17 protein-coding genes are annotated in these 19,152 nt (G+C 70.2%); 7 read left to right on the top strand and 10 right to left on the bottom strand.

Annotated elements, in window-relative coordinates; all coding sequences use genetic code 11:
* The first annotated feature begins 115 nt into the window (after positions 1-115).
* Positions 116-1,555, top strand: a complete 1,440-nt coding sequence (locus tag AB0G15_RS12955) for a GuaB1 family IMP dehydrogenase-related protein (protein ID WP_362838278.1) — start codon at positions 116-118, stop codon at positions 1,553-1,555.
* Positions 1,556-1,670: 115 nt separating this feature from the next.
* On the opposite strand, the gene AB0G15_RS12950 is transcribed toward AB0G15_RS12955, so the two are convergent.
* Complete coding sequence (locus AB0G15_RS12950; RefSeq protein WP_362838276.1) at positions 1,671-1,835, bottom strand: hypothetical protein; 165 nt, start codon at positions 1,833-1,835, stop codon at positions 1,671-1,673.
* Positions 1,836-2,137: 302 nt separating this feature from the next.
* Between AB0G15_RS12950 and AB0G15_RS12945 the strand changes: the two genes are divergently transcribed.
* Positions 2,138-3,073 (top strand): general stress protein, encoded by a 936-nt coding sequence (locus AB0G15_RS12945; RefSeq protein WP_362838273.1) that lies wholly within the window; start codon positions 2,138-2,140, stop codon positions 3,071-3,073.
* A gap of 103 nt (positions 3,074-3,176) precedes the next feature.
* On the opposite strand, the gene AB0G15_RS12940 is transcribed toward AB0G15_RS12945, so the two are convergent.
* The 3 genes from AB0G15_RS12940 to AB0G15_RS12930 form a co-directional block, all read right to left on the bottom strand.
* A complete protein-coding gene (locus tag AB0G15_RS12940; protein ID WP_362838270.1) occupies positions 3,177-4,127 on the bottom strand; it encodes a carbohydrate ABC transporter permease in 951 nt (316 codons plus the stop codon).
* Between the two features lie 55 nt (positions 4,128-4,182).
* Complete coding sequence (locus AB0G15_RS12935) at positions 4,183-5,157, bottom strand: sugar ABC transporter permease (protein ID WP_362838267.1); 975 nt, start codon at positions 5,155-5,157, stop codon at positions 4,183-4,185.
* Between the two features lie 81 nt (positions 5,158-5,238).
* The gene (locus AB0G15_RS12930) at positions 5,239-6,594 is read right to left on the bottom strand and encodes an ABC transporter substrate-binding protein (RefSeq protein ID WP_362838265.1); all 1,356 of its coding nucleotides are present in this window, start codon (positions 6,592-6,594) and stop codon (positions 5,239-5,241) included.
* Positions 6,595-6,789: 195 nt separating this feature from the next.
* On the opposite strand from AB0G15_RS12930, the gene AB0G15_RS12925 reads away from it, so the two are divergent.
* Both AB0G15_RS12925 and AB0G15_RS12920 read left to right on the top strand, forming a co-directional pair.
* Positions 6,790-8,169 (top strand): GH1 family beta-glucosidase, encoded by a 1,380-nt coding sequence (locus AB0G15_RS12925; protein ID WP_362682202.1) that lies wholly within the window; start codon positions 6,790-6,792, stop codon positions 8,167-8,169.
* The gene (locus tag AB0G15_RS12920; protein ID WP_362838262.1) at positions 8,166-9,161 is read left to right on the top strand and encodes a LacI family DNA-binding transcriptional regulator; all 996 of its coding nucleotides are present in this window, start codon (positions 8,166-8,168) and stop codon (positions 9,159-9,161) included. Before AB0G15_RS12925 ends, AB0G15_RS12920 begins: the two co-directional genes overlap by 4 nt.
* 182 nt (positions 9,162-9,343) lie before the next feature.
* Here the strand turns inward: AB0G15_RS12920 and AB0G15_RS12915 are convergent, their stop codons facing one another.
* The 5 genes from AB0G15_RS12915 to AB0G15_RS12895 all read right to left on the bottom strand — a co-directional run bounded on the left by AB0G15_RS12915 (position 9,344) and on the right by AB0G15_RS12895 (position 15,054).
* Positions 9,344-10,339, bottom strand: a complete 996-nt coding sequence (locus AB0G15_RS12915; RefSeq protein ID WP_362838259.1) for a LacI family DNA-binding transcriptional regulator — start codon at positions 10,337-10,339, stop codon at positions 9,344-9,346.
* Positions 10,340-10,361: 22 nt separating this feature from the next.
* Positions 10,362-11,780, bottom strand: coding sequence for a GH1 family beta-glucosidase (locus tag AB0G15_RS12910; RefSeq protein ID WP_362838257.1), 1,419 nt, complete (start codon positions 11,778-11,780; stop codon positions 10,362-10,364).
* Entirely contained in the window at positions 11,777-12,634 is an 858-nt protein-coding gene (locus AB0G15_RS12905) for a carbohydrate ABC transporter permease (RefSeq protein ID WP_362682214.1), read from the bottom strand. Before AB0G15_RS12905 ends, AB0G15_RS12910 begins: the two co-directional genes overlap by 4 nt.
* A complete protein-coding gene (locus tag AB0G15_RS12900) occupies positions 12,631-13,599 on the bottom strand; it encodes a sugar ABC transporter permease (RefSeq protein ID WP_362838255.1) in 969 nt (322 codons plus the stop codon). The genes AB0G15_RS12905 and AB0G15_RS12900 overlap by 4 nt, the downstream gene beginning before the upstream one ends.
* A 153-nt stretch (positions 13,600-13,752) precedes the next feature.
* The gene (locus AB0G15_RS12895) at positions 13,753-15,054 is read right to left on the bottom strand and encodes an ABC transporter substrate-binding protein (protein ID WP_362838252.1); all 1,302 of its coding nucleotides are present in this window, start codon (positions 15,052-15,054) and stop codon (positions 13,753-13,755) included.
* A gap of 612 nt (positions 15,055-15,666) precedes the next feature.
* On the opposite strand from AB0G15_RS12895, the gene AB0G15_RS12890 reads away from it, so the two are divergent.
* Together AB0G15_RS12890 and AB0G15_RS12885 are read left to right on the top strand one after the other, a co-directional pair.
* Positions 15,667-16,041, top strand: a complete 375-nt coding sequence (locus AB0G15_RS12890) for an FKBP-type peptidyl-prolyl cis-trans isomerase (RefSeq protein ID WP_362682223.1) — start codon at positions 15,667-15,669, stop codon at positions 16,039-16,041.
* A 289-nt stretch (positions 16,042-16,330) separates the two neighbouring features.
* A complete protein-coding gene (locus AB0G15_RS12885; protein ID WP_362838249.1) occupies positions 16,331-17,857 on the top strand; it encodes an ATP-dependent DNA ligase in 1,527 nt (508 codons plus the stop codon).
* 99 nt (positions 17,858-17,956) lie between these two features.
* On the opposite strand, the gene AB0G15_RS12880 is transcribed toward AB0G15_RS12885, so the two are convergent.
* Positions 17,957-18,601: a DUF1707 and DUF4870 domain-containing protein gene (locus AB0G15_RS12880; protein WP_362838246.1), complete on the bottom strand. Its 645-nt coding sequence runs from the start codon at positions 18,599-18,601 to the stop codon at positions 17,957-17,959.
* A 145-nt stretch (positions 18,602-18,746) separates the two neighbouring features.
* Between AB0G15_RS12880 and AB0G15_RS12875 the strand changes: the two genes are divergently transcribed.
* Positions 18,747-19,085, top strand: a complete 339-nt coding sequence (locus AB0G15_RS12875) for a hypothetical protein (protein WP_362682232.1) — start codon at positions 18,747-18,749, stop codon at positions 19,083-19,085.
* The last annotated feature ends 67 nt before the right edge of the window (positions 19,086-19,152 follow it).

Raw genomic sequence — 19,152 nt, 5'->3', positions numbered from 1 at the left:
CCACTTATTCGCGCAAACCGGATCTTAGCCTCCGGCCCGACCTGCCGGTCCTCTTCGGAGAAGCGGAAAAGGGGAACGCTCATCTTTGGCAATTCACGGGATAAGGTGGATCAACGTGAGATTTCTCAATGAGATGGCACCGGCCTACGACCTGACCTACAGCGACGTTTTCATGGTCCCGTCGCTCTCCTCCGTCGGTTCTCGGCTCGCCGTCGACCTCTCCAGCCGGGACGGCACCGGAACCACCATCCCCGTCGTGGTCGCCAACATGACGGCGGTGGCGGGACGGCGGATGGCGGAGACCGTCGCGCGGCGGGGCGGGATCACCGTGATCCCGCAGGACATCCCGATCGACGTGGTCGCCGACGTCGTCGACTGGGTCAAGAAGCGCGACCTGGTCCACGACACCCCGCTGACGCTCACCCCGCACGACACCGTCGGCGAGGCGCTCAACCTGCTGCCCAAGCGGGCCCACGGCGCGATCATCATCGTCGACTGGGACAACCGTCCGGCCGGCGTGGTCACCGAGAGCGACTGCTCCGGCGTGGACATGTACACCCAGCTCTCCCAGGTGATGTCCGACCACCTGCTCACGCTGCCCGCCGGGCTCGACCCGCGCGAGGCCTTCGACCGCCTCCACGGGGGCCGCCACCGGCTCGCCCCGGTCGTGGACGCGGAGGGCAGGCTGGTCGGCATCCTCACCAGGACGGGCGCGCTGCGCGCCACCCTGTACCGGCCCGCCGTCGACGACTCGGGCAGGCTCCGCGTCGCGGCGGCCGTCGGGGTCAACGGCGACGTGGCCGCCAAGGCCAAGGAGATCCTCGACGCCGGGGTGGACTGCCTGGTCGTGGACACCGCCCACGGCCACCAGGAGAAGATGATCAGCGCCCTGAGGGCGGTCCGGGCCCTCGACCCCGACGTGCCCGTCGCGGCGGGCAACGTCGTCACCGCCGAGGGCGTGCGGGATCTCGTCGAGGCCGGGGCGGACATCCTGAAGGTCGGCGTCGGCCCGGGCGCCATGTGCACCACCCGGATGATGACCGGCGTGGGCCGCCCGCAGTTCTCCGCCGTGCTGGAGTGCGCCGCCGAGGCCCGCAGGCTGGGCCGCCACGTGTGGGCCGACGGCGGTGTCCGCCACCCCCGCGACGTGGCCCTGGCCCTGGCCGCGGGGGCGTCCAACGTGATGATCGGCTCGTGGTTCGCGGGCACCTACGAGTCGCCCGGCGACACCCGCACCTCCGCCGACGGGCGCAAGTACAAGGAGAACTTCGGCATGGCCTCGGCCCGCGCGGTGCGGTTGCGCACGGCCGAGGACTCCCCCTTCGACCGGGCGCGCAAGGCGTTGTTCGAGGAGGGCATCTCCACCTCCAGGATGTATCTCGATCCGGCGATGCCCAGCGTCGAGGACCAGATCGACGCCATCGTGGCCGGCCTGCGCTCCTCGTGCACCTACGCGGGCGCCTCCACCCTGGAGGAGTTCCACGAGCGGGCGGTGGTCGGCGTGCAGAGCTCGTCCGGCTACACCGAGGGCATGCCGCTCCACCAGAGCTGGTGATCTGCCCGCGAGGGCGCGGTGCCGCCTCCCGTGCGGGGGACCGGTGCCGCCGCCCGCGGCGGATCCACCCGTGAGAGCGCGGCGCCGCCGTACGCGTGGCGCCCGCTCTCGCCGGTCACCTGCCGCGGGCCCGCGGCGCCTGGTCATCGGGGTCGGCGCGGGTGTCGGGCACACGGTCCTTCAGCCACATCGGCCTGCTCCGGTAGCGGGTGAGCCTGTACACCGCCGCGAAGGCCGCGAGTACCAGCACCACCTCCACCACCGCGATGAGCACGATCATTTCCGGTTCCTTCGTGACCCTGACACCGGTGCCCCGTCTCCCGCCTGCACTGGCGCCATCTTGTAGGAACCCTAACGGTAAGCCCTTACCAATGTCCAAATTGTCCGGGTTTCTTTCCCGATTAATGGGGTTCGCCTGTCGCGGTACCCGGATCCTCCGCCCGCAGTTCCCGGAGGTTCATCACTCACGGTTCCCGGCGTTCGCCACTCGCGGCCAGATCCCGGCGGGAGACGCGCATCCTCCTGCGGACACGGGGTAGTCGGCCCGTCGAGCCATCTCCCACCCCCGAAAGGCGAGCGGAAATGAATGGAACGCCCACCGGCCTGGACACGCAGGTCGTCGTGGACCGGAGGGTCCTGGCAGGCTACGACAACTACCTCGCGGCGCAGCGAACCGTGGACGGGCTCTCCGACGCGGGCTTTCCCGTCGAGAACGTGGCGATCGTCGGCAGCGACCTGAAACTCGAGGAGACCGTCACCGGCAGGATGACCAACGGGCGGGCCGCGCTCACCGGGGCCGGGAGCGGCGCGGCCTTCGGCGCCGTGGTCGGGATGTTCCTCGGCCTGTTCACCTCGACCACGCTGTCGTTCTTCGTGCTCGTGCTCTGGGCGGCCCTGTGGGGCGCGGTGATGGGCGCCGCGTTCGGGTTCATCAACCACGTGTTCACCGGCGGCAAGCGGGACTTCGCCTCGCGCAGCGCGATCGTCGCCGGCCGCTACGACGTGCTGGTCGCGGCCTCGCACATGGACCACGCGCGGGCCGTCCTGGAGTCCACCCCCGGCCCGGCGGACACCGTGGTGGTCGAGGTTCCCCCGTCCGCCGGCCTGTACGACCCGGCCGCCGCGGGGACCACCACGCCGAGCAACCCCGCTCCCCCGCGGACGCTCGCCACCGACGTCCCCCCGCAGCCGACCGCCCCCGACATCTCCGGCCGCCCGGTCACCTCCGACCTTCCCCCGCAGCCGGTCACCCCCGACCTCGCCCCGCGACCGGTCACCTCCGACCTTCCCGCGCACGCGGACGCCCCGGCCGGGTCCGCCACCGAGGACGACCCGGCCCCCGTGTCGCAGGCCACCTCGCCGGGCACCGCTTCGGCCACCTCACCGGGCACCTCGCCGGACACCGGGGAGCGCCCCGTCCCCGCGCGGCCCGGCACCGCCGAGCACCGGATCCCCGCTCAGCCGGTCTCTCCCGACCGCCCCGCCGCCCCGGCCGCCAAGGAGCGGCCCGGCTCCTGAGGCAACGTGCCGGAAACTCCCCGGGCACGTACGGAAAACCCGGCGGGCGCCCCGGAGAGGGTGCCCGCCGGGTCGCGGCGGAGGAACGGCGGGATGCCGCGGATCAGCCCTTGACGCTGCCCGCCAGCAGGCCGCGGACGAAGTAGCGCTGCATCGACAGGAAGACGATCAGCGGGATGATCAGCGAGACAAACGCCCCAGAGGTCAGGCGTTGCCACTCGTTGCCCTTGGTGCCGGCCATCTGCGCCAGCCGTACCGTCATCGGGGCGCTCTCCGGGGTGCCCCCGGCGAAGATCAGGGCCACCAGCAGGTCGTTCCAGACCCAGAGGAACTGGAAGATCGCGAAGGTGGCGAGCGCGGGCCCGACCAGCGGGAGGACGATCGTCCGCAGGACCCTCCCGTGACTGGCCCCGTCGACCCTCGCCGCCTCCATCAGCTCGCCGGGAAGCTCGGACATGAAGTTGTGCAGCAGGAAGACGCCCAGCGGCAGCGCGAAGCAGGTGTGCGCGAACCAGACCTGGACGAACCGGGCCGGTCCCTCCAGGTCCCAGGCGGGCATCAGCTGCAGGCCGAAGACGGACACGCCCTCGGAGAAGAACGACAGCAGCGGGACGAGCGCCATCTGCAGCGGCACGATCTGCAGCGCGAAGATGCCGATGTAGATCCACTCTCGTCCGCGGAACGGCAGCCAGGCCAGCGCGTACGCGGCGAAGGTGGCCAGGGCCAGCGGGAAGAGCACCGACGGGATCGTGATGACGATCGAGTTGATCAGGAAGCTCATCATCTGGCCGGAGGACGAGGAGGTGCCGAACAGGACCTCCTGGTAGTTCTCCAGCGTGATCTGCGGGCTGGAGAAGAACGTCCACCAGCCGCTGGACTTGATCTGGTCCTCCGGGCGCAGCGAGGACAGCAGCAGGCCGAAGGTCGGGGTGGTCCACAGGACGGCGATGACGATCGCGACGACGCCGGCGATCCGGCCGCTCAGCCTCCGCCGTACGCGCTGCGGCGCGGTCGTCACCTCGGGCCGCACCACGGTCTGGGTCAACGTGGCCATGTGGACTCCTTCGCCCGCCGCGTGCTCGCGGCGCCGTGCAGGCTTGCTCGCCCGGTCACCTGACGGCCTCTCTGCGCTGGCGGATCTGGTAGATCACGATCGGGGTCACCAGGACGAACAGGAAGACCGCGAGGGCCGCGCCCTTGCCCGTCTCGCCGTACCGGAACGCCTGGTTGTACATCTCGTTGGCGATGACGCTGGTGTCGAACTGGCCGCCGGTCATGGTTCGGACGATGTCGAACAGCTTGAGCGTGCCGATCGACTGCGTGACCAGCACCACGATCACGGCCGAGCGGATGGACGGCAGCGTCACCCGGAAGAACATCTGCAGCGGGGTCGCCCCGTCCAGCTTGGCGGCCTCGACGATCTCGGCGGGGATTCCCTTGATCGCGGCGGAGAGCACCACGGTGGCGAACCCCGCCTGGATCCAGACCATGACCACGATCAGGAACAGCGTGTTGAGCGGCGCCTCCTGGAGCCACTGCTGCGGCTCGCCGCCGAAGGCGACCGTGATCTGGTTGAGCAGGCCGATCTGGTCCTGCTCCTCGGAGCGGTAGGCGTAGACGAAGCGCCAGATGATGCCCGCGCCGACGAAGGAGATCGCCATCGGCAGGAAGACCAGCGACTTGGCGAGCGACTCGAAGCGGGTGCGGTCGACCAGGACGGCGTAGACCAGGCCGATCGCGGTCACCAGCAGCGGGACGAGCAGCACCCAGACGAGGGTGTTGCGCAGGACGGTCACCGCCTCGGGCTGGGTGAACATCCAGGCGTAGTTGTCCAGGCCGACCCACAGCTTGCCGTCGCCGCTCATGAACGACAGCAGGGTGGTCCGCACAGCCGGTACGACCAGGCCGATGGCGAGGAGCAGGAGGGCGGGCAGAAGAAGGATCGTGGCGTGGGGCCACGCGCGCCGCCGCATCGGAGCGCGGTCGACCAGCACCAGGACCACCGCGACCACCACGAGGAAGGCGGCGACGCCGATCAGCAGCTGGACGAGTTTGGGCAGTTCGGCGGCGAAGTCGAAGTCCATCGGAGGATCTCCCGGAAGGATCGGGCCGGGCGGGCGACGGTCCGGCCCCGCGTCACGCGGGGCCGGACCCACCGGGATAGGTCAGGACTTGGGCCAGGAGGCTTCGATGTAGTCGAGGACCGTCTTGGTGTCCTTGCCGTTGATCCAGTCGGTCATGCCCTTCCAGAACGTGCCCGCGCCGACCGCGGCCGGCATCAGGTCCGAGCCGTCGAAGCGGAAGACCGTGCTCGGGTCCTGGAGCATCTCCATGGAGAGCTTGTCGATCGGGTTCTGGGCGTTGGCCGGGTCGACGCCCTTGCGCGCGGTGACGTAGGTCGCCAGCTTCATGCGGGTGGTGGGGAACTCCGCGCCGGCGAGGTAGGCCTGGACGGCCTTGACCTCGGGACGGTCGGTGAAGGCCGCCACGAACTCGCCCGCGCCGAGCACCGGCTTGCTGGCCGGGTCGTTGCCCGGCAGGTAGAAGGCGAACACGTCGCCGTCCTCGGCCACCTTGGTGCCCTCGGGCCAGAAGTTGGCGTAGAAGGACGCCTGGCGGTGCAGGGCGCACTTGCCCTCGGTGATCGGGACGCCGCCCTCCTGGAAGGCGGTGCTGGCGATCGACTTGACCGGGCCGTAGCCGCCGTTGACGAACTTCTCGTTCTTGAGGATCGCGCCGACCTTGTCGACCGCCGCGGTGACCTTGGGGTCGTTGAACGGGGTCTTGTGGCTCACCCAGTCGTCGTATCCCTCGGGACCGGCCTCCCTGAGCATGAGGTCCTCGATCCAGTCGGTGGCCGGCCAGCCGGTCGCGTCACCGGACTCGATGCCCGCGCACCACGGCTTGACGCCGGTGCCGGCGATCGTGTTGGTGAGCGTCATGAGCTCGTCCCAGGTCTTGGGGACGGCCCATCCCTTCTCGGTGAACATCTTCGGCGAGTACCAGACGAAGGACTTCACGCTGGCACCCAGCGGGGCGCCGTAGAAGACGCCGTCGACGGTGGAGTACTTGGCCCAGTCCTCCGACCAGCCCTCGGCGGTGAGCTTCTTGACCTCCTCGGAGGCGGGCTTGAGCTTTCCTGCCTTGGCGAAGCGCTCCAGGAGGCCCGGCTGGGGGAAGAAGGCGATGTCGGGGGGGTTGCCACCGTCGGCGCGGACCTGGATCTGGGCCTCGAACTCGCCGGTGCCCTCATAAGTGATCTTCATTCCGACGCAGTCGGCGAACGGCTTCCACGCCTTCTCGAAGAGATCGGCCTCGACGTCGCGGATCGGCGAGTAGATGCTGACGGTCTTGCCCTCGTGTTTGCCGTACTGGCTGAAGGCGGCGCATTCGGGAGCGGTGCTGGCACCGCCACCCGCGGATGGCGCGGGGTCCGAGGATCCACAGGCGGTGACGACCAAAGCCAGCCCTATGGTGCCCGCCACAAGGGCGGTGCGCCGAGGCCGAGAGAGGAGCGACATGGAACCTTCCTCCATATACACAATTGCCGGGGAGTGTGAGAGCGCTCTCTGGAAGAATTGTCTGCCCACCATGCGATGTCAAGAACTGTGATATTACGGTTACAGTTTCAATTTTCTTGACACGATCGGTGCGATACCGTGATGCTCCAGAGAGCGCTCTCACGTGACAGCCGAACAGAATGGGGCGGTGAGGACATGACCATGTCCGCCGAAAAGTCCTACGACCTTCAGGACTCCGGCGTGCTGAGGTTTCCAGAGGGTTTCGTCTGGGGCGCCGCCACTGCGGCCTACCAGATCGAGGGCGCCGCCCGCGATGACGGCAGGGGCCCCTCCATCTGGGACACCTTCTCCCGGACTCCCGGCAAGGTCCACGCCGGTCACACGGGTGACGTCGCGTGCGACCACTACCACCGCTATCCCGAGGACGTCGCGATCATGCGCGACCTCGGCCTGCACTCCTACCGCTTCTCCATCTCCTGGCCCCGCGTGCAGCCCGACGGATCCGGCCCGGCCAACCCGCGCGGCCTGGACTTCTACGACCGCCTCGTCGACGAGCTCCTCGGCAACGGCATCACTCCCATCGTGACGCTCTACCACTGGGACCTGCCGCAGACCCTGGAGGACCGCGGCGGCTGGACCAACAGGGAGACCGCGGCGCACTTCGCCGACTACGCCGCGATCGCGCACGGCAGGCTGGGTGACCGGGTCGAGACGTGGACCACCCTGAACGAACCCTGGTGCTCGGCCTTCCTCGGCTACGCGTCGGGCATCCACGCCCCCGGTCTCGCCGAGCCCGCGCTGGGCTTCGCCGCCGCCCACCACCTGCTGCTCGGCCACGGCCTGGCCGTCCAGGCGCTGCGCGCCTCCGGCGCCGCCACGGTCGGCATCACGCTCAACCTCTCCCCGGTGATCGGTGACGACACCCCGGCCGCCGAGCTCGTCGACGGCCTGCAGAACCGGATCTTCCTGGACCCGGTGCTGCGCGGGGAGTATCCCGCCGACGTCGTCGAGCGGGCCCGCCGCTTCACCGACTGGTCCTTCGTCCACGACGGGGACCTGGAGATCATCAGCGAGCCGATCGACCTGCTGGGCGTGAACTACTACCACCCGCAGACCGTGACCGCCCGCACCGGCGAGCCCGCCAACCCGGTCTACCCGGGCAGCGAGGGCATCGCCTTCGGCGGAGCCGACGCGCCGCGGACCGCGATGGGATGGCCGGTCCAGCCGTTCGGCCTGACCGACCTGCTCCTGCGGCTGTCGCGCGACTATCCGGGCACCCCACTGATCATCACCGAGAACGGCGCCGCCTTCGACGACGTCGTCGAGGACGGCGAGGTGCACGACGCCGGCCGTCTCTCCTACCTCGACGGGCACCTGCGCGCGGCGCACGCGGCCATCGAGGGCGGCGCCGACCTGCGCGGTTACCTCGTCTGGTCACTCCTGGACAACTTCGAGTGGGCCGAAGGGTACCGCAAGCGGTTCGGCGTCGTACACGTCGACTACGCGACGCAACGACGCACCCCCAAGGACAGCGCCCTGTGGTACAGCGAGGTCGTACGCCGGAACGGGCTGTGAGGGCCCGTCCAACCCTGGAGAAGGTGGCCGCCCGGGCCGGCGTGTCCCGGGCGACCGCCTCGCGCGTGGTCAACGGCTCCACGCGCGTGGCACCGCAGATCCGCGACGCGGTCAACCGCGCCGTGGAGGAGCTGGGCTACGTGCCCAACCAGGCGGCGCGGAGCCTGGTCACCCAGCGGGCCGACTCCATAGCACTCGTCTTCCCCGAGCCGGCGACCCGCGTCTTCTCCGACGACCCCACCTTCGCCGGGATCATCCGCGGGGTCAGCATGGAGATCGAGGAGGCCGACAAGCAGCTCGTGCTGATGCTCACCGGCATGGCGGGCGGCTACCAGCGGGTCGAGCGCTACGCCACCAACGGTCACGTGGACGGCGTGGTCATCGCGTCCATGCACGGCACCGACCCGCTGCCGGGCATCCTCGCCAGGCGCGGGGTGCCGGTGGTGTGCAGCGGCCGGCCGACCGTGCCCAGCAGCCTGCCGTACGTGGACATGGACAACGCCGGAGGCGCCGAGCGCGCGGTGCGGCACCTGATGGAGCGGGGCAGGCGGCGCATCGCCACCATCGCGGGACCACAGGACATGATCGCCGGGATCGACCGGCTCAACGGCTACCGCGCCGTGCTGCGCGACTCCGACCGCCGCTCCATCGTGGCGGTCGGCGACTTCACCCGGGAGTCGGGGGCGTCGGCGATGCGGCAGCTGCTGGCCGACGACCCGGAGATCGACGCGGTGTTCGTGGCCAACGACATGATGGCGCTGGGCGCGCTGCCGGCCCTGCGCCAGGCGGGCCGGCGGGTTCCCGACGACGTCGCGGTGGTCGGCTTCGACGACATCCCTGCCGCGTCCTACACCGAGCCCCCGCTGAGCACGGTCAGGCAGCCGACCGTCGAGATGGGACGCAGGCTCGCCCGCATGGTCCTCGACCTGGAGGAGAAGGCACAGGTGATGCTCCCCACCGAGCTGGTCGTCCGGGGATCCACCGCCTCCTGAACACCGCCCGGGCCCGCGGCCCGGCCGGCGACGACCGGGTACGGCGGCCATGGCCCCGGCCGGGGCCACGAGCCCGGAACCCGGCCGGGGACCGTGAGCCCACGGCCCGGCCGGAGCGGGACCGGCCGGGGACCGTGAGTCCGGGACCCGGCCGGAGAGGGCCGCGCCGGGGACCACGGGGACTACGAGGAGGCCCGGACCACCAGCTCGGTGGACACGATCATGGGCTCGGCGGGGCCGCCGTCGAAGAGGGAGAGCAGCAGGCGGACCATCGCCGCGGCCTGCTCGGCGTGCGGCGTGTGGATGGTCGTCAGCGGCGGGTCGGTGTAGCGGGCGGCCTCTATGTCGTCGTAGCCCACGATGGCGACCTCCTCGGGGATCCGCCGGCCCGCCTGGCGGAGCGCGTGCATCGCGCCGATCGCCATCAGGTCGTTCGCGGCGAAGACCGCGTCGATCTCCGGGTCGTCGGCCAGCAGCTGCCGCATCGCGACCGCCCCGGACTCCCGGGTGAAGTCGCCGACCGCGATGATCGAGCGGCGGTCGGAGTCGCGGAGCACCTCGCGGTATCCGGCCAGCCGGTCCTGCCCGCCGATCATGTCCAGCGGCCCGGCGATGGTGGCGATGCGCCGCCTGCCCCGCTCCAGCAGGTGCCGCACGGCCGCGGCGGCGCCCTCGACGTTGTCGTTGTCGACGTACGGGATCGCGACCGGCACGGCGGGCCTGCCGTAGGAGACGACCGGGACCCGCAGCCGGGTGAGCGCGACCGGCAGCGGGTCGGCGCCGTGGCTGGAGACCAGCATGACGCCGTCGACGTGGCCGCCGGCGATGTAGTGCTCCACCCGGGCGTGGCTCTCCGGCGACCCGGCCAGCAGCAGCACGACCTGCTTGTTGACGGCCTCCAGCTCCAGGCTGGCCGAGCGTATGACGGTGGAGAACATCGGGTCGTCGGAGAACACCCGGTTCGGCGACTCCGAGACGACCAGCGCGACCGAGTTGGTCGTCTGGGTCACCAGGTTCCTCGCCGCCCCGTTGGGGACGTAGCCGAGCTCGTTCACCGCGCGCATGACCAGGTCCCGGATGTCGGCGGTGACCGTGGTCTGGCCGTTCACCACCCGGGAGACGGTCGACCGGGAGACCCCGGCACGGGCGGCGACCGCCTCCAGGGTGGGTCGTCTCATCGTGTTCTTCCCCTACGATCGGTTACAGTCCGTTACGCGTGATGACATCGCGGTACCACAACGCGCTGTCCTTGAGCAGACGCCGCTGGGTGGCGAAGTCGACGTGCACGATTCCGAACCTACGCCGGTACCCTTCGGCCCACTCGAAATTATCCAGCAGAGACCAGACCAGATAACCCCGCACGTCCGCCCCGTCGGCGATCGCGGCGTGCACGGCGCGCAGGTGGCCGTCCAGATACTCGGTCCTGCGAACGTCGTGGACGTGGCCGTCCTCCACGACGTCGTCGAAGGCCGCGCCGTTCTCGGTGATGATCAGGCCGACCTCCGGGTAGTCGTCGGAGAGCCGCACCAGCAGGCGGGAGAGCCCGTTCGGCACGATCGGCCAGCCCATCGCGGTGGCGGGCACGCCGTCCGCGGGGCAGAACCGGATGTCCTCGCTGCCCGGCCACGCCGCGTCGGCCGCCTGGCCGGGCCCCGCCTCCACCACGCACGGGTTGTAGTAGTTGATGCCCACCAGGTCGATCGGCTGGTTGATGGTCGCCAGGTCTCCGTCCCAGATGTGTCCGAGGCCGCCGTTGCGCCCGACGATGTCGAGGAACCCCTCGGGATGCTCCCCGCGCAGCACCGGGTCGAGGAACTGCCTGACCAGCAGGGTGTCGATCCGGCCGACCGCCTCCGCGTCCGCCTCGGAGACCTCGGCCCCCGGATCGTCCACCTGGGCGGGGGTGATCACCGGTGACAGGTTCAGGACCAGCGAGATCTCCTGCGCGCCGCCCTCGCGGAGTGCCCGCGCCGCCATCCCGTGCCCCAGCAACAGGTGGTGGGCGGCGCGGAAGGCCGCCGCGGCGTCGGTCCTGCCCGGCGCGTGCACCCCGTTGCCGTAGCCGAGGAAGGCGGCCACCCACGGCTCGTTGAGGGTCGCCCAGTTGCGGACCCGGTCTCCCAGCCGCGCGTGCACGGCCGCCGCGTACTCCTCGAAGCGGTGGGCGGTGTCGCGTTCGGGCCAGCCGCCCGCGTCCTCCAGCGCCTGCGGGAGGTCCCAGTGGTAGAGGGTGGCGTACGGCGTGATGCCCGCCTCCAGCAGCCTGTCCACCAGGCGGCTGTAGAAGTCGAGGCCGCGCGTGTTGACGGGCCCCTTGCCGTACGGCTGGACCCTGGGCCAGGCCACCGAGAACCGGTAGGCGGCCAGGTTCAGCTCGCTCATCAGCCGGATGTCGTCGGCGTGGCGGAAGTAGTGGTCGCACGCCACGTCGCCGGTGTCACCCCCGGCGACCTTGCCCGGGGTGCGGGAGAAGGTGTCCCAGATCGAGGGCTCGCGGCCGTCCTCCTTCACGGCTCCCTCGATCTGGTAGGACGCGGTGGCCGCGCCCCAGACGAAACCGGTGGGGAAGTCCGCACGCCCTTCCGTAAGGGTGGCCCCCCGAGTGCCGACGACGGTCATCCCTTCACCGCTCCCTGCATGATTCCTCCGATGATCTGTTTGCCGAGTAGCGCGAACACGATGACCAGTGGCAGCGTGCCGAGCGTGGTGCCCGCCAGGCCGAGCACGTAGTCGTTGACGTATCCGCTGGCCAGTGTGGACAGGGCGACCTGGACCGTCGGATCCTCCGGGGTCAGGACGACCAGCGGCCAGAAGTAGTCGTTCCAGACCGACATGAAGGTGAGCATGCCGAGCACGGCCGCCGCGGGGCGGGCGGCCGGGAGCACGACGTGCCAGAACAGGCCCCAGGTGCTGCAGCCGTCGACCCGCCCCGCCTCCAGCAGCTCGGTCGGCAGCGCCCGGGAGAGGTACTGGGTCATGAAGAACACGCCGAACGCGTTGACGAGCGCGGGCACGATCAGCGCGTACATGGTGCCGGTCCACTCCAGCTTCACCATCAGCATGTACAGCGGGATGATGCCGAGCTGGGTCGGCACCATCATCGTCGCCACGGTGAGCAGGAGCAGGGCGTTGCGGCCGCGGAAGCGCAGCTTGGCGAAGGCGAACCCGGCCAGCGTGGAGAAGAACATCACCGCGATCGCGACGGAGCCGGAGACGATGACGGAGTTGAGCATCGCCAGGGCGAAGGGGACCGTGTCGAAGACGCGCGCGACGTTGGCGAAGAAGTTGCCGCCGGGGATCAGCGGCGGCGGGACGTCGGCCAGGGCCGCGTTGTCGCGGGAGGCCACCACGATGCTGTAGTAGAGCGGCAGCATGGAGAAGAACGCCACCGCGGTCAGCGTGAGGTAGGTGAGCCTGCGGGCCGTGCCGCCGGAGCGACGGCGGACCGCGGAGACGGCGGTGTGGGCGCTCACGACAGCCCTCCCTTCCCGCGACGGGTGAGCAGGTAGTTGATGCCGGCGATCACCACGATGAAGACGAACATCATCCAGGAGATGGCCGAGGCGTAGCCGAAGTCGAGCTTGGTGAAGTTCTCGTAGATGAACAGCGCGAGCGTCTGGTACTGCCGGTCCACCCCGCCGGTGATGATGTAGGAGCTGAACAGCAGCGGCTCGGCGAGGATCTGCATGGCGCCGATCGTCGAGGTGATGACGACGAAGATGATCGTGGGTTTGATCATCGGGATGGTGATCTTGCGGAGCTGGGTCATCCCGCTCGCGCCGTCGATGGTGGCCGCCTCGTACAGCTCGCGCGGCACGGCCTGCATGGCCGCCAGGAAGATCAGGGCGTTGTAGCCCGTCCACCGCCACATGATCATGGTGGAGATGGCGAAGTGGGAGCTCAGCACCCCCTCGTTCCAGGCGACACCGTCGACGCCGACCAGCGAGAACACCCAGTTGATCATGCCGAAGTCCCGGCCGAACAGCTGGCTGAAGATGACCACCACCGCGACCACGCTGGTCACGTTGGGCAGCAGCAGAGTGATGCGGAAGAAGGTCTGCGCCCGCAGCGGCCGGTTGAGCAGGTGGGCCAGCCAGATGGCCAGCAGCAGCTGCGGCGCGGTGGACAGCACCCCGATGGACAGGGTGTTGAAGGTGGCGTTCCAGAAGTAGTCGTCGGCGAGCAGCGTCCTGAAGTTGTCCAGACCGACGAAGGGGTGCTCGTCCCGCAGCAGCGTCCACTCGTGCAGGCTCACCCAGGCGGTGTAGGCCAGGGGGAACAGCCCGAAGGCGGAGAACAGCAGGAAGAACGGGGCCACGTAGGCGTACGGCGAGCCCTTGACGTCGAGTTGGTGAACCAGGTGGCGGCGGAGGCGGCGAGGTCGCACCGGCCTGTTCGGTGGGACCGCCGCCAGGCGATCGGGCGCGCGGGTGGCCATGGCAGCTCCTTTCGGCGATTCGTTGGACGGCGGGGGCGTGCGGCCCGTCGCGGCGGGAGCCACGCGGCTCGCCGGCGCGGGGTGCGCGCCGCCCGCGAGGACAGGGGCACAAGCAGGTGGCCGACCGGTGCGAGACCAGCCGGCCGGGAGCGACTACTTGATCCTGCTGACGTCCTTGAGCGCCTGCGCCCAGGCCTCCTCGGCGTTCTGCTTGCCCTGGTCCACCCGCTGGAGACCGTTGCCGATCGCCTGCAGCACGTCACCGGCCTTGGGGCCCACGGGCTGGGGCTTGAGCGACTTGGCGGCGTCGGTGAAGATCTTGCCGATCGGCGCGTTGCCGAAGTAGGGGTTGACGTAGTCCTTCACCGCGGGGTCGTCGTACAGGGCGGGCAGCGAGGGCAGCGCGCTGGCCTCCTTGAAGAGCTTGATCTGGCTCTCCTTGCTGGTCAGCAGGTCGATCAGCGCCGCGGCCTCCTTGGGGTGCTTGCCCTGCTTGGGCAGCATCAGGTGGGTGCCGCCCTGGTTGCCGCCGCCCCCGGGCACGGCCGCGATGTCCCAGGTGCCCTCACCGGGCTTCTGGTCCTTGATCGTGCCGGTCTTCCAGGCGGGGCAGACCATGGTGGCGAAGGTGCCCTTGGCGATGCCGGTGTTCCACGGCGGCGAGAAGGCGGCGAGGTTGGCCGACAGACCGGCGTCGATCATCTTCACGCCCGTGTCGTACGCCTTGCGCACCTCGGGGTTGGTGGCGGCGACGATGTTGTACTGGGCGTCGTAGAAACCGATGGGGGCCTGCTCGACCATGGCGCGGAAGTGCTCGCCGGGGCCGTCGGTGAACTTGGCGCCCTCCACCTTGCCCGCGACGAACTTCTTGCCCGTCTCGATGTAGGCGTCCCACGTCGGCCAGAGCGCTCCGACCTCTTCGCGGTCGGTGGGCAGGCCGGCCTTCTTGAACAGGTCGGGGCGGTAGCACATGGCCAGGCCGCCGACGTCGGTGCCCAGGCCCAGGAGCGCGGAGCCGTCGTTGGAGACGCCCAGCTTCCACTTCCAGTCGAGGTACTCGCTCTGGCGCTTGTCCAGGCCGTACTCCTTGAGGTTGTGGAACTTGTCCGGCACCGGGGTGAAGGCGCCGATGTAACCGCCCTCGACGGCGACCACGTCCGCGGCGCCCGCGCCGGTGGTCAGCTGGGTGATGAGGTTGGTGTGGTGGTCGTTGAACTGCGCGCGGCGCTCCACGATCTCCACGTTGGGGTGGGTCTTCTTGAACTCCTCGTACAGCGGCGCGTAGTGGAAGTCGCTGAACAACCCGACGGTCAGCTTGATCTTCTCGGCCGGCGCGGAGGCCGCTCCGCCGCTCCCGGCGGTCTCGGCGTCACCGCCGCCGCAGGCGGTCAGGCCCAGGGCCAGGGCGGAAACGGCGACCATCGGGGCGAGGAACCGCTGGCGTAACTTACGCATGGAACCCTCCTGGGTCCTCATAAGTGATCATGGAGAGAGCGCTCCCTGAGCAGATTGATGCCAAGTGGGTTACGTGTCAACGGTCCCCCCGACGCCGACCAGAGTCTGACGATCAGCTTTTTATGGAGAGCGCTCTCCCTGGCAATGAAATGTTTTCGCAGGTCAGGCAGATTTAGAGGTTAAATTTTCTCGTGCATGGAGCGCTCCCATGAAGAAAGGTCACATTAAGGTCGCGTTTCCGCCATGTTCCGTTGGCGCCCCGTCGAACCCTTGACACTCCTCGCCGAGCGGGTCACTCTCTTTCTCAGAGAGCGCTCCCCAGTGACTCTCGCAATGGCTCCCCGCGCCGCCGGCACCCGCGGCGCCGATGACCGCCGCCCCCGTGCGGGGGGATCCCGGGTGACGCGTCTCGCCGCCCCCGTGCGCGAGGCCGCTCCCACGCTCTCCGCCGAAAAGGGCGATTCGCTCCGCCGGAAAGGGCGGCGCGCTCCGTCGAAAAGGGCGACGCGGAAGCCGCCCCCTGCCCCATGTCTCTCGTGGCGGCGCCGGAACCCGTAGAGTCGTCCGGCCGGTCGGAAATCGACCGGCGCGCATCCGACCAAGGAGAACCACGTGGCACTGGAGAAGCCGGAGATCGACTTTCCGGAAGGCGCCCCGCCCTCGGAGCTGGAGATCGTCGACATCGTCGTAGGGGACGGCCCGGAGGCCGAGGCGGGGCACCAGGTCACCGTGCACTACGTCGGCGTGGCCTTCTCGACGGGCGAGGAGTTCGACGCGTCGTGGAACCGCGGCGACGCCTTCCAGTTCCCGCTGGGCGGGGGCCGGGTCATCGCGGGCTGGGACCAGGGTGTCGCGGGCATGAAGGTCGGCGGCCGCCGCCGCCTCACCATCCCGCCGCACCTCGGCTACGGCAACGCCGGTGCGGGCAACCGCATCAAGCCGGGCGAGACGCTCATCTTCGTCGTGGACCTGCTCGGCGTGAGCTGACGCCCCGGGACGAGACGGCGCGGGCGGGCCTCACCGGCGACGGGTGGCCCGCCCGACGCGTCCTGTCACGTCCCCGCCCCCGTATCCTCCCGCCATCCGCGTCCGGCGCCGTCCCCCGTGTCCGGCTTCGTCACCGGCGTCCGGTGCCGTCACCCGCGTGCCCTGGCGGGGCGGCCGGCTCACGTTCAGGGGGTTCGGGGGAAGGCCCGCCCTCCCGGAAACGCGACGACTCCGAAAAGCAGCCCCTCACCTCACCGAAATGCCGCTTGTAGCTCTTAAGCTGGCCATTGTGTTGTTGATCGACCTCGCGCGCACCTCGGCGGCCGTGACCGCCAGCTCCGCCCGGCTGGCGAAGACCGCCCACCTCGCGGAGCTGCTCGGCAGGGTCGAGCCGGACGAGGCGGAGATCGCCATCGCCTACCTCTCCGGGGAGCTGCCGCAGCGCAACATCGGCGTGGGCTGGACGAGCCTGCAGGATCCGCCCGAACCCCGGCTGGCCGCCACCGCCACGCTGCGCGGGGTCCACGACCTCCTCGACCGGATCAAGGCCCTGGCCGGCCCCGGCTCGCAGAACGCGCGCAGGACGCTGGTCGCCGAGCTGTTCGGCGCCCTCACCCGCCAGGAGCAGGTCTTCCTGTCGCGGCTGCTCCGGGGCGAGCTGCGCCAGGGCGCGCTCGAGGGAGTGATGGTCGAGGCCGTGGCGAAGGCGGCCGGGGTGCCGGCCGCCGAGGTCAGGCGGGCTCTGACGCTGCGCGGCTGGCTTCCCGCCGTCGGCGCCGCCGCCCTCGGCGGCGGGATCGAGGCACTGCGCGCCTTCCGCCTGGAGGTCGGCCGCCCGGTGTCACCGATGCTCGCCCAGAGCGCCACCTCCATGGCGGCCGCGTTCGGCAAGCTCGGCGGACCGGTCGCCGTCGAGTGGAAGCTCGACGGCGTCAGGGTCCAGGCGCACCGCTCGGGCGACCGGATCACCGTCTTCACCCGCGCCCTCGAGGACATCACCGCGCAGGTGCCCGAGCTGGTCGAGGCGATGAGCACCCTGCCCTCCCGCGACCTGGTCCTCGACGGCGAGGTCATCGCGCTGCGCGCCGACGGCCGCCCCGAACCCTTCCAGGTCACCTCGGGCCGCGTGTCCAGCCGCACCGACGTACCGCGCGCGAGAGAGAGGACCCCGCTGAGCGTCTTCTTCTTCGACGCGCTGCGGGTCGACGGCGCCGACCTGCTCGACCTGCCGGGTGAGGCGCGCCACGCGGCCCTGGCCGCCGCCGTGCCCCCGGAGCTGGTGACCCCCCGTCTGGTCACCGGCGACGTCGCGGACGGCGAGGCGTTCTTCAAGGACGTGATCAGGAGCGGTCACGAGGGCGTGGTGGTCAAGTCGCTCCTGGCGCCCTACGCCGCCGGGCGGCGCGGAGCCGGCTGGATCAAGGTGAAGCCCCGGCACACGCTCGACCTCGTCGTCCTGGCCGCCGAATGGGGAAGCGGCCGCCGTGAGGGAAGGCTCTCCAACCTGCACCTGGGCGCCCGCGACCCGCTGACCGGCGGGTTCGTCATGCTCGGCAAGACTTTCAAGGGCCTGACCGACGAGCTGCTCGCCTGGCAGACCGACCACTTCCTCGGCATCGCCGAGGGCCCCACCGACGGCTGGACGGTCACCGTCCGCCCCGAGACGGTCGTCGAGATCGCCTTCGACGGCGTGCAGCAGTCGAGCCGCTATCCCGGCGGCATGGCGCTGCGCTTCGCCAGGGTCATCCGCTACCGCACCGACAAGACGGCGGACCAGGCCGACACCGTCGACATGGTCCGCTCCCTCATGCTCTGACGTCCCGCCCCGCGGCTGCCCGTTCCCGTCACGGGCCCGGCCCTTCACGGGCCTGGTCGTCATTTCGCGAAACCGGTCGTTATTTCACGAGACCGGTCGTCATTTCACGAGACGCAGCGTGAGGGGGTACCGGAAGTCACCGTCACCCGCCGCGGCCACGGCTCCGACCACGGACAGGACCACGCCGCCGATCCAGAGCAGGGGCGTCAGGACGAAACCTATGAACGTGATCGCCAGCACGATGGTGGCCGCGAGCATCGTCAGCTGGAAGTTGAGCGCCTCCACCGAGTGGGCCCGGACGTAGGGCGAGGTCCTGCCCGCGGTGAGCATCATGACCGCCGGGCCGATGACGGGAAGGCCGACCAGCGGGAGCAGGTGGGACGCCATCGCGCCCAGCCGCTCGCCTCCGGTCTCACCCCGCCCGCCGAGGCGGCCGTGATGACCGTACGCGGCCGGAACCTGGCCCCTGACGGGCGGGTAGGACACGGACCGGGCCGGATGCGTGCCGTACAGCTCGTTCATGATGGGGACGAGGTCGCCGTGGACGCGGGCCGTCATCGCCCGCTCCAGCCTGTCGTCGAACTCGAGCTTGTCGAGCCTTCCCTCCGCGTAGGCGGCCTGGACGTGCTCGACCACCCGCTCACGATCCTGGTTGCTGACCCGAAGCCCCGCGTGACCGGGCTGAGGGCCTGCCGCCGGCACTCCCCCGTGCCCCGGGCCCGCTGGTGTCGCTGTGCCTGCCATGAGACCGATACCCTTTCGTCGCCGCTTCGACCTCAATGCTCGTCCAGATTGTCGGCCTCGTATATCAGGATGAACCCCCATAAGCCCCTGAGACCCATCCCTGGCCTTCCGCCATGGAACGAGCAGGAGAGGTATACAAGGAAATATGAGATGGCGAGATCGCTATGGGTTGAGGCGCCTGCGCGGGCCGAAGATCGCCAAGTTCGACCGCGCCACGACCGACGCCGACGTCGAGTCGCTCATCGCCTTCGCGAAGTCGCGCCGGGGCGTCGAGTTCTATGTCGAGCCCGAGACCTTCGCGACGAACACCACGGCGGTGGCCGTCGCCGACGACGGTGAGTGGACCCGGCGCCGGGTCGGCTCCCCCGCGGTGATCCGCAAGGTGGCCCGTGACCTGGCCCTGCCGGTCTACGACGTGCAGCTGACCGGTTATCCCCCCCGGATGAGGGCCTACAACGAGCGCCAGAAGCGCGCGGAGGGCTGAGCCGGGAGACCGGCCGTCCCCGTCGCCCGCCACCGGGGAGACCGCGGTGGTCCGGTGGCGCGGGACA

This window comes from Streptosporangium sp. NPDC023825, assembly GCF_040639575.1.
Classification (GTDB): Bacteria; Actinomycetota; Actinomycetes; order Streptosporangiales; family Streptosporangiaceae; genus Streptosporangium.
The sequence above is the reverse complement of the archived record's forward strand: the minus strand, read 5'-3'. Positions and strand labels throughout refer to the sequence as shown.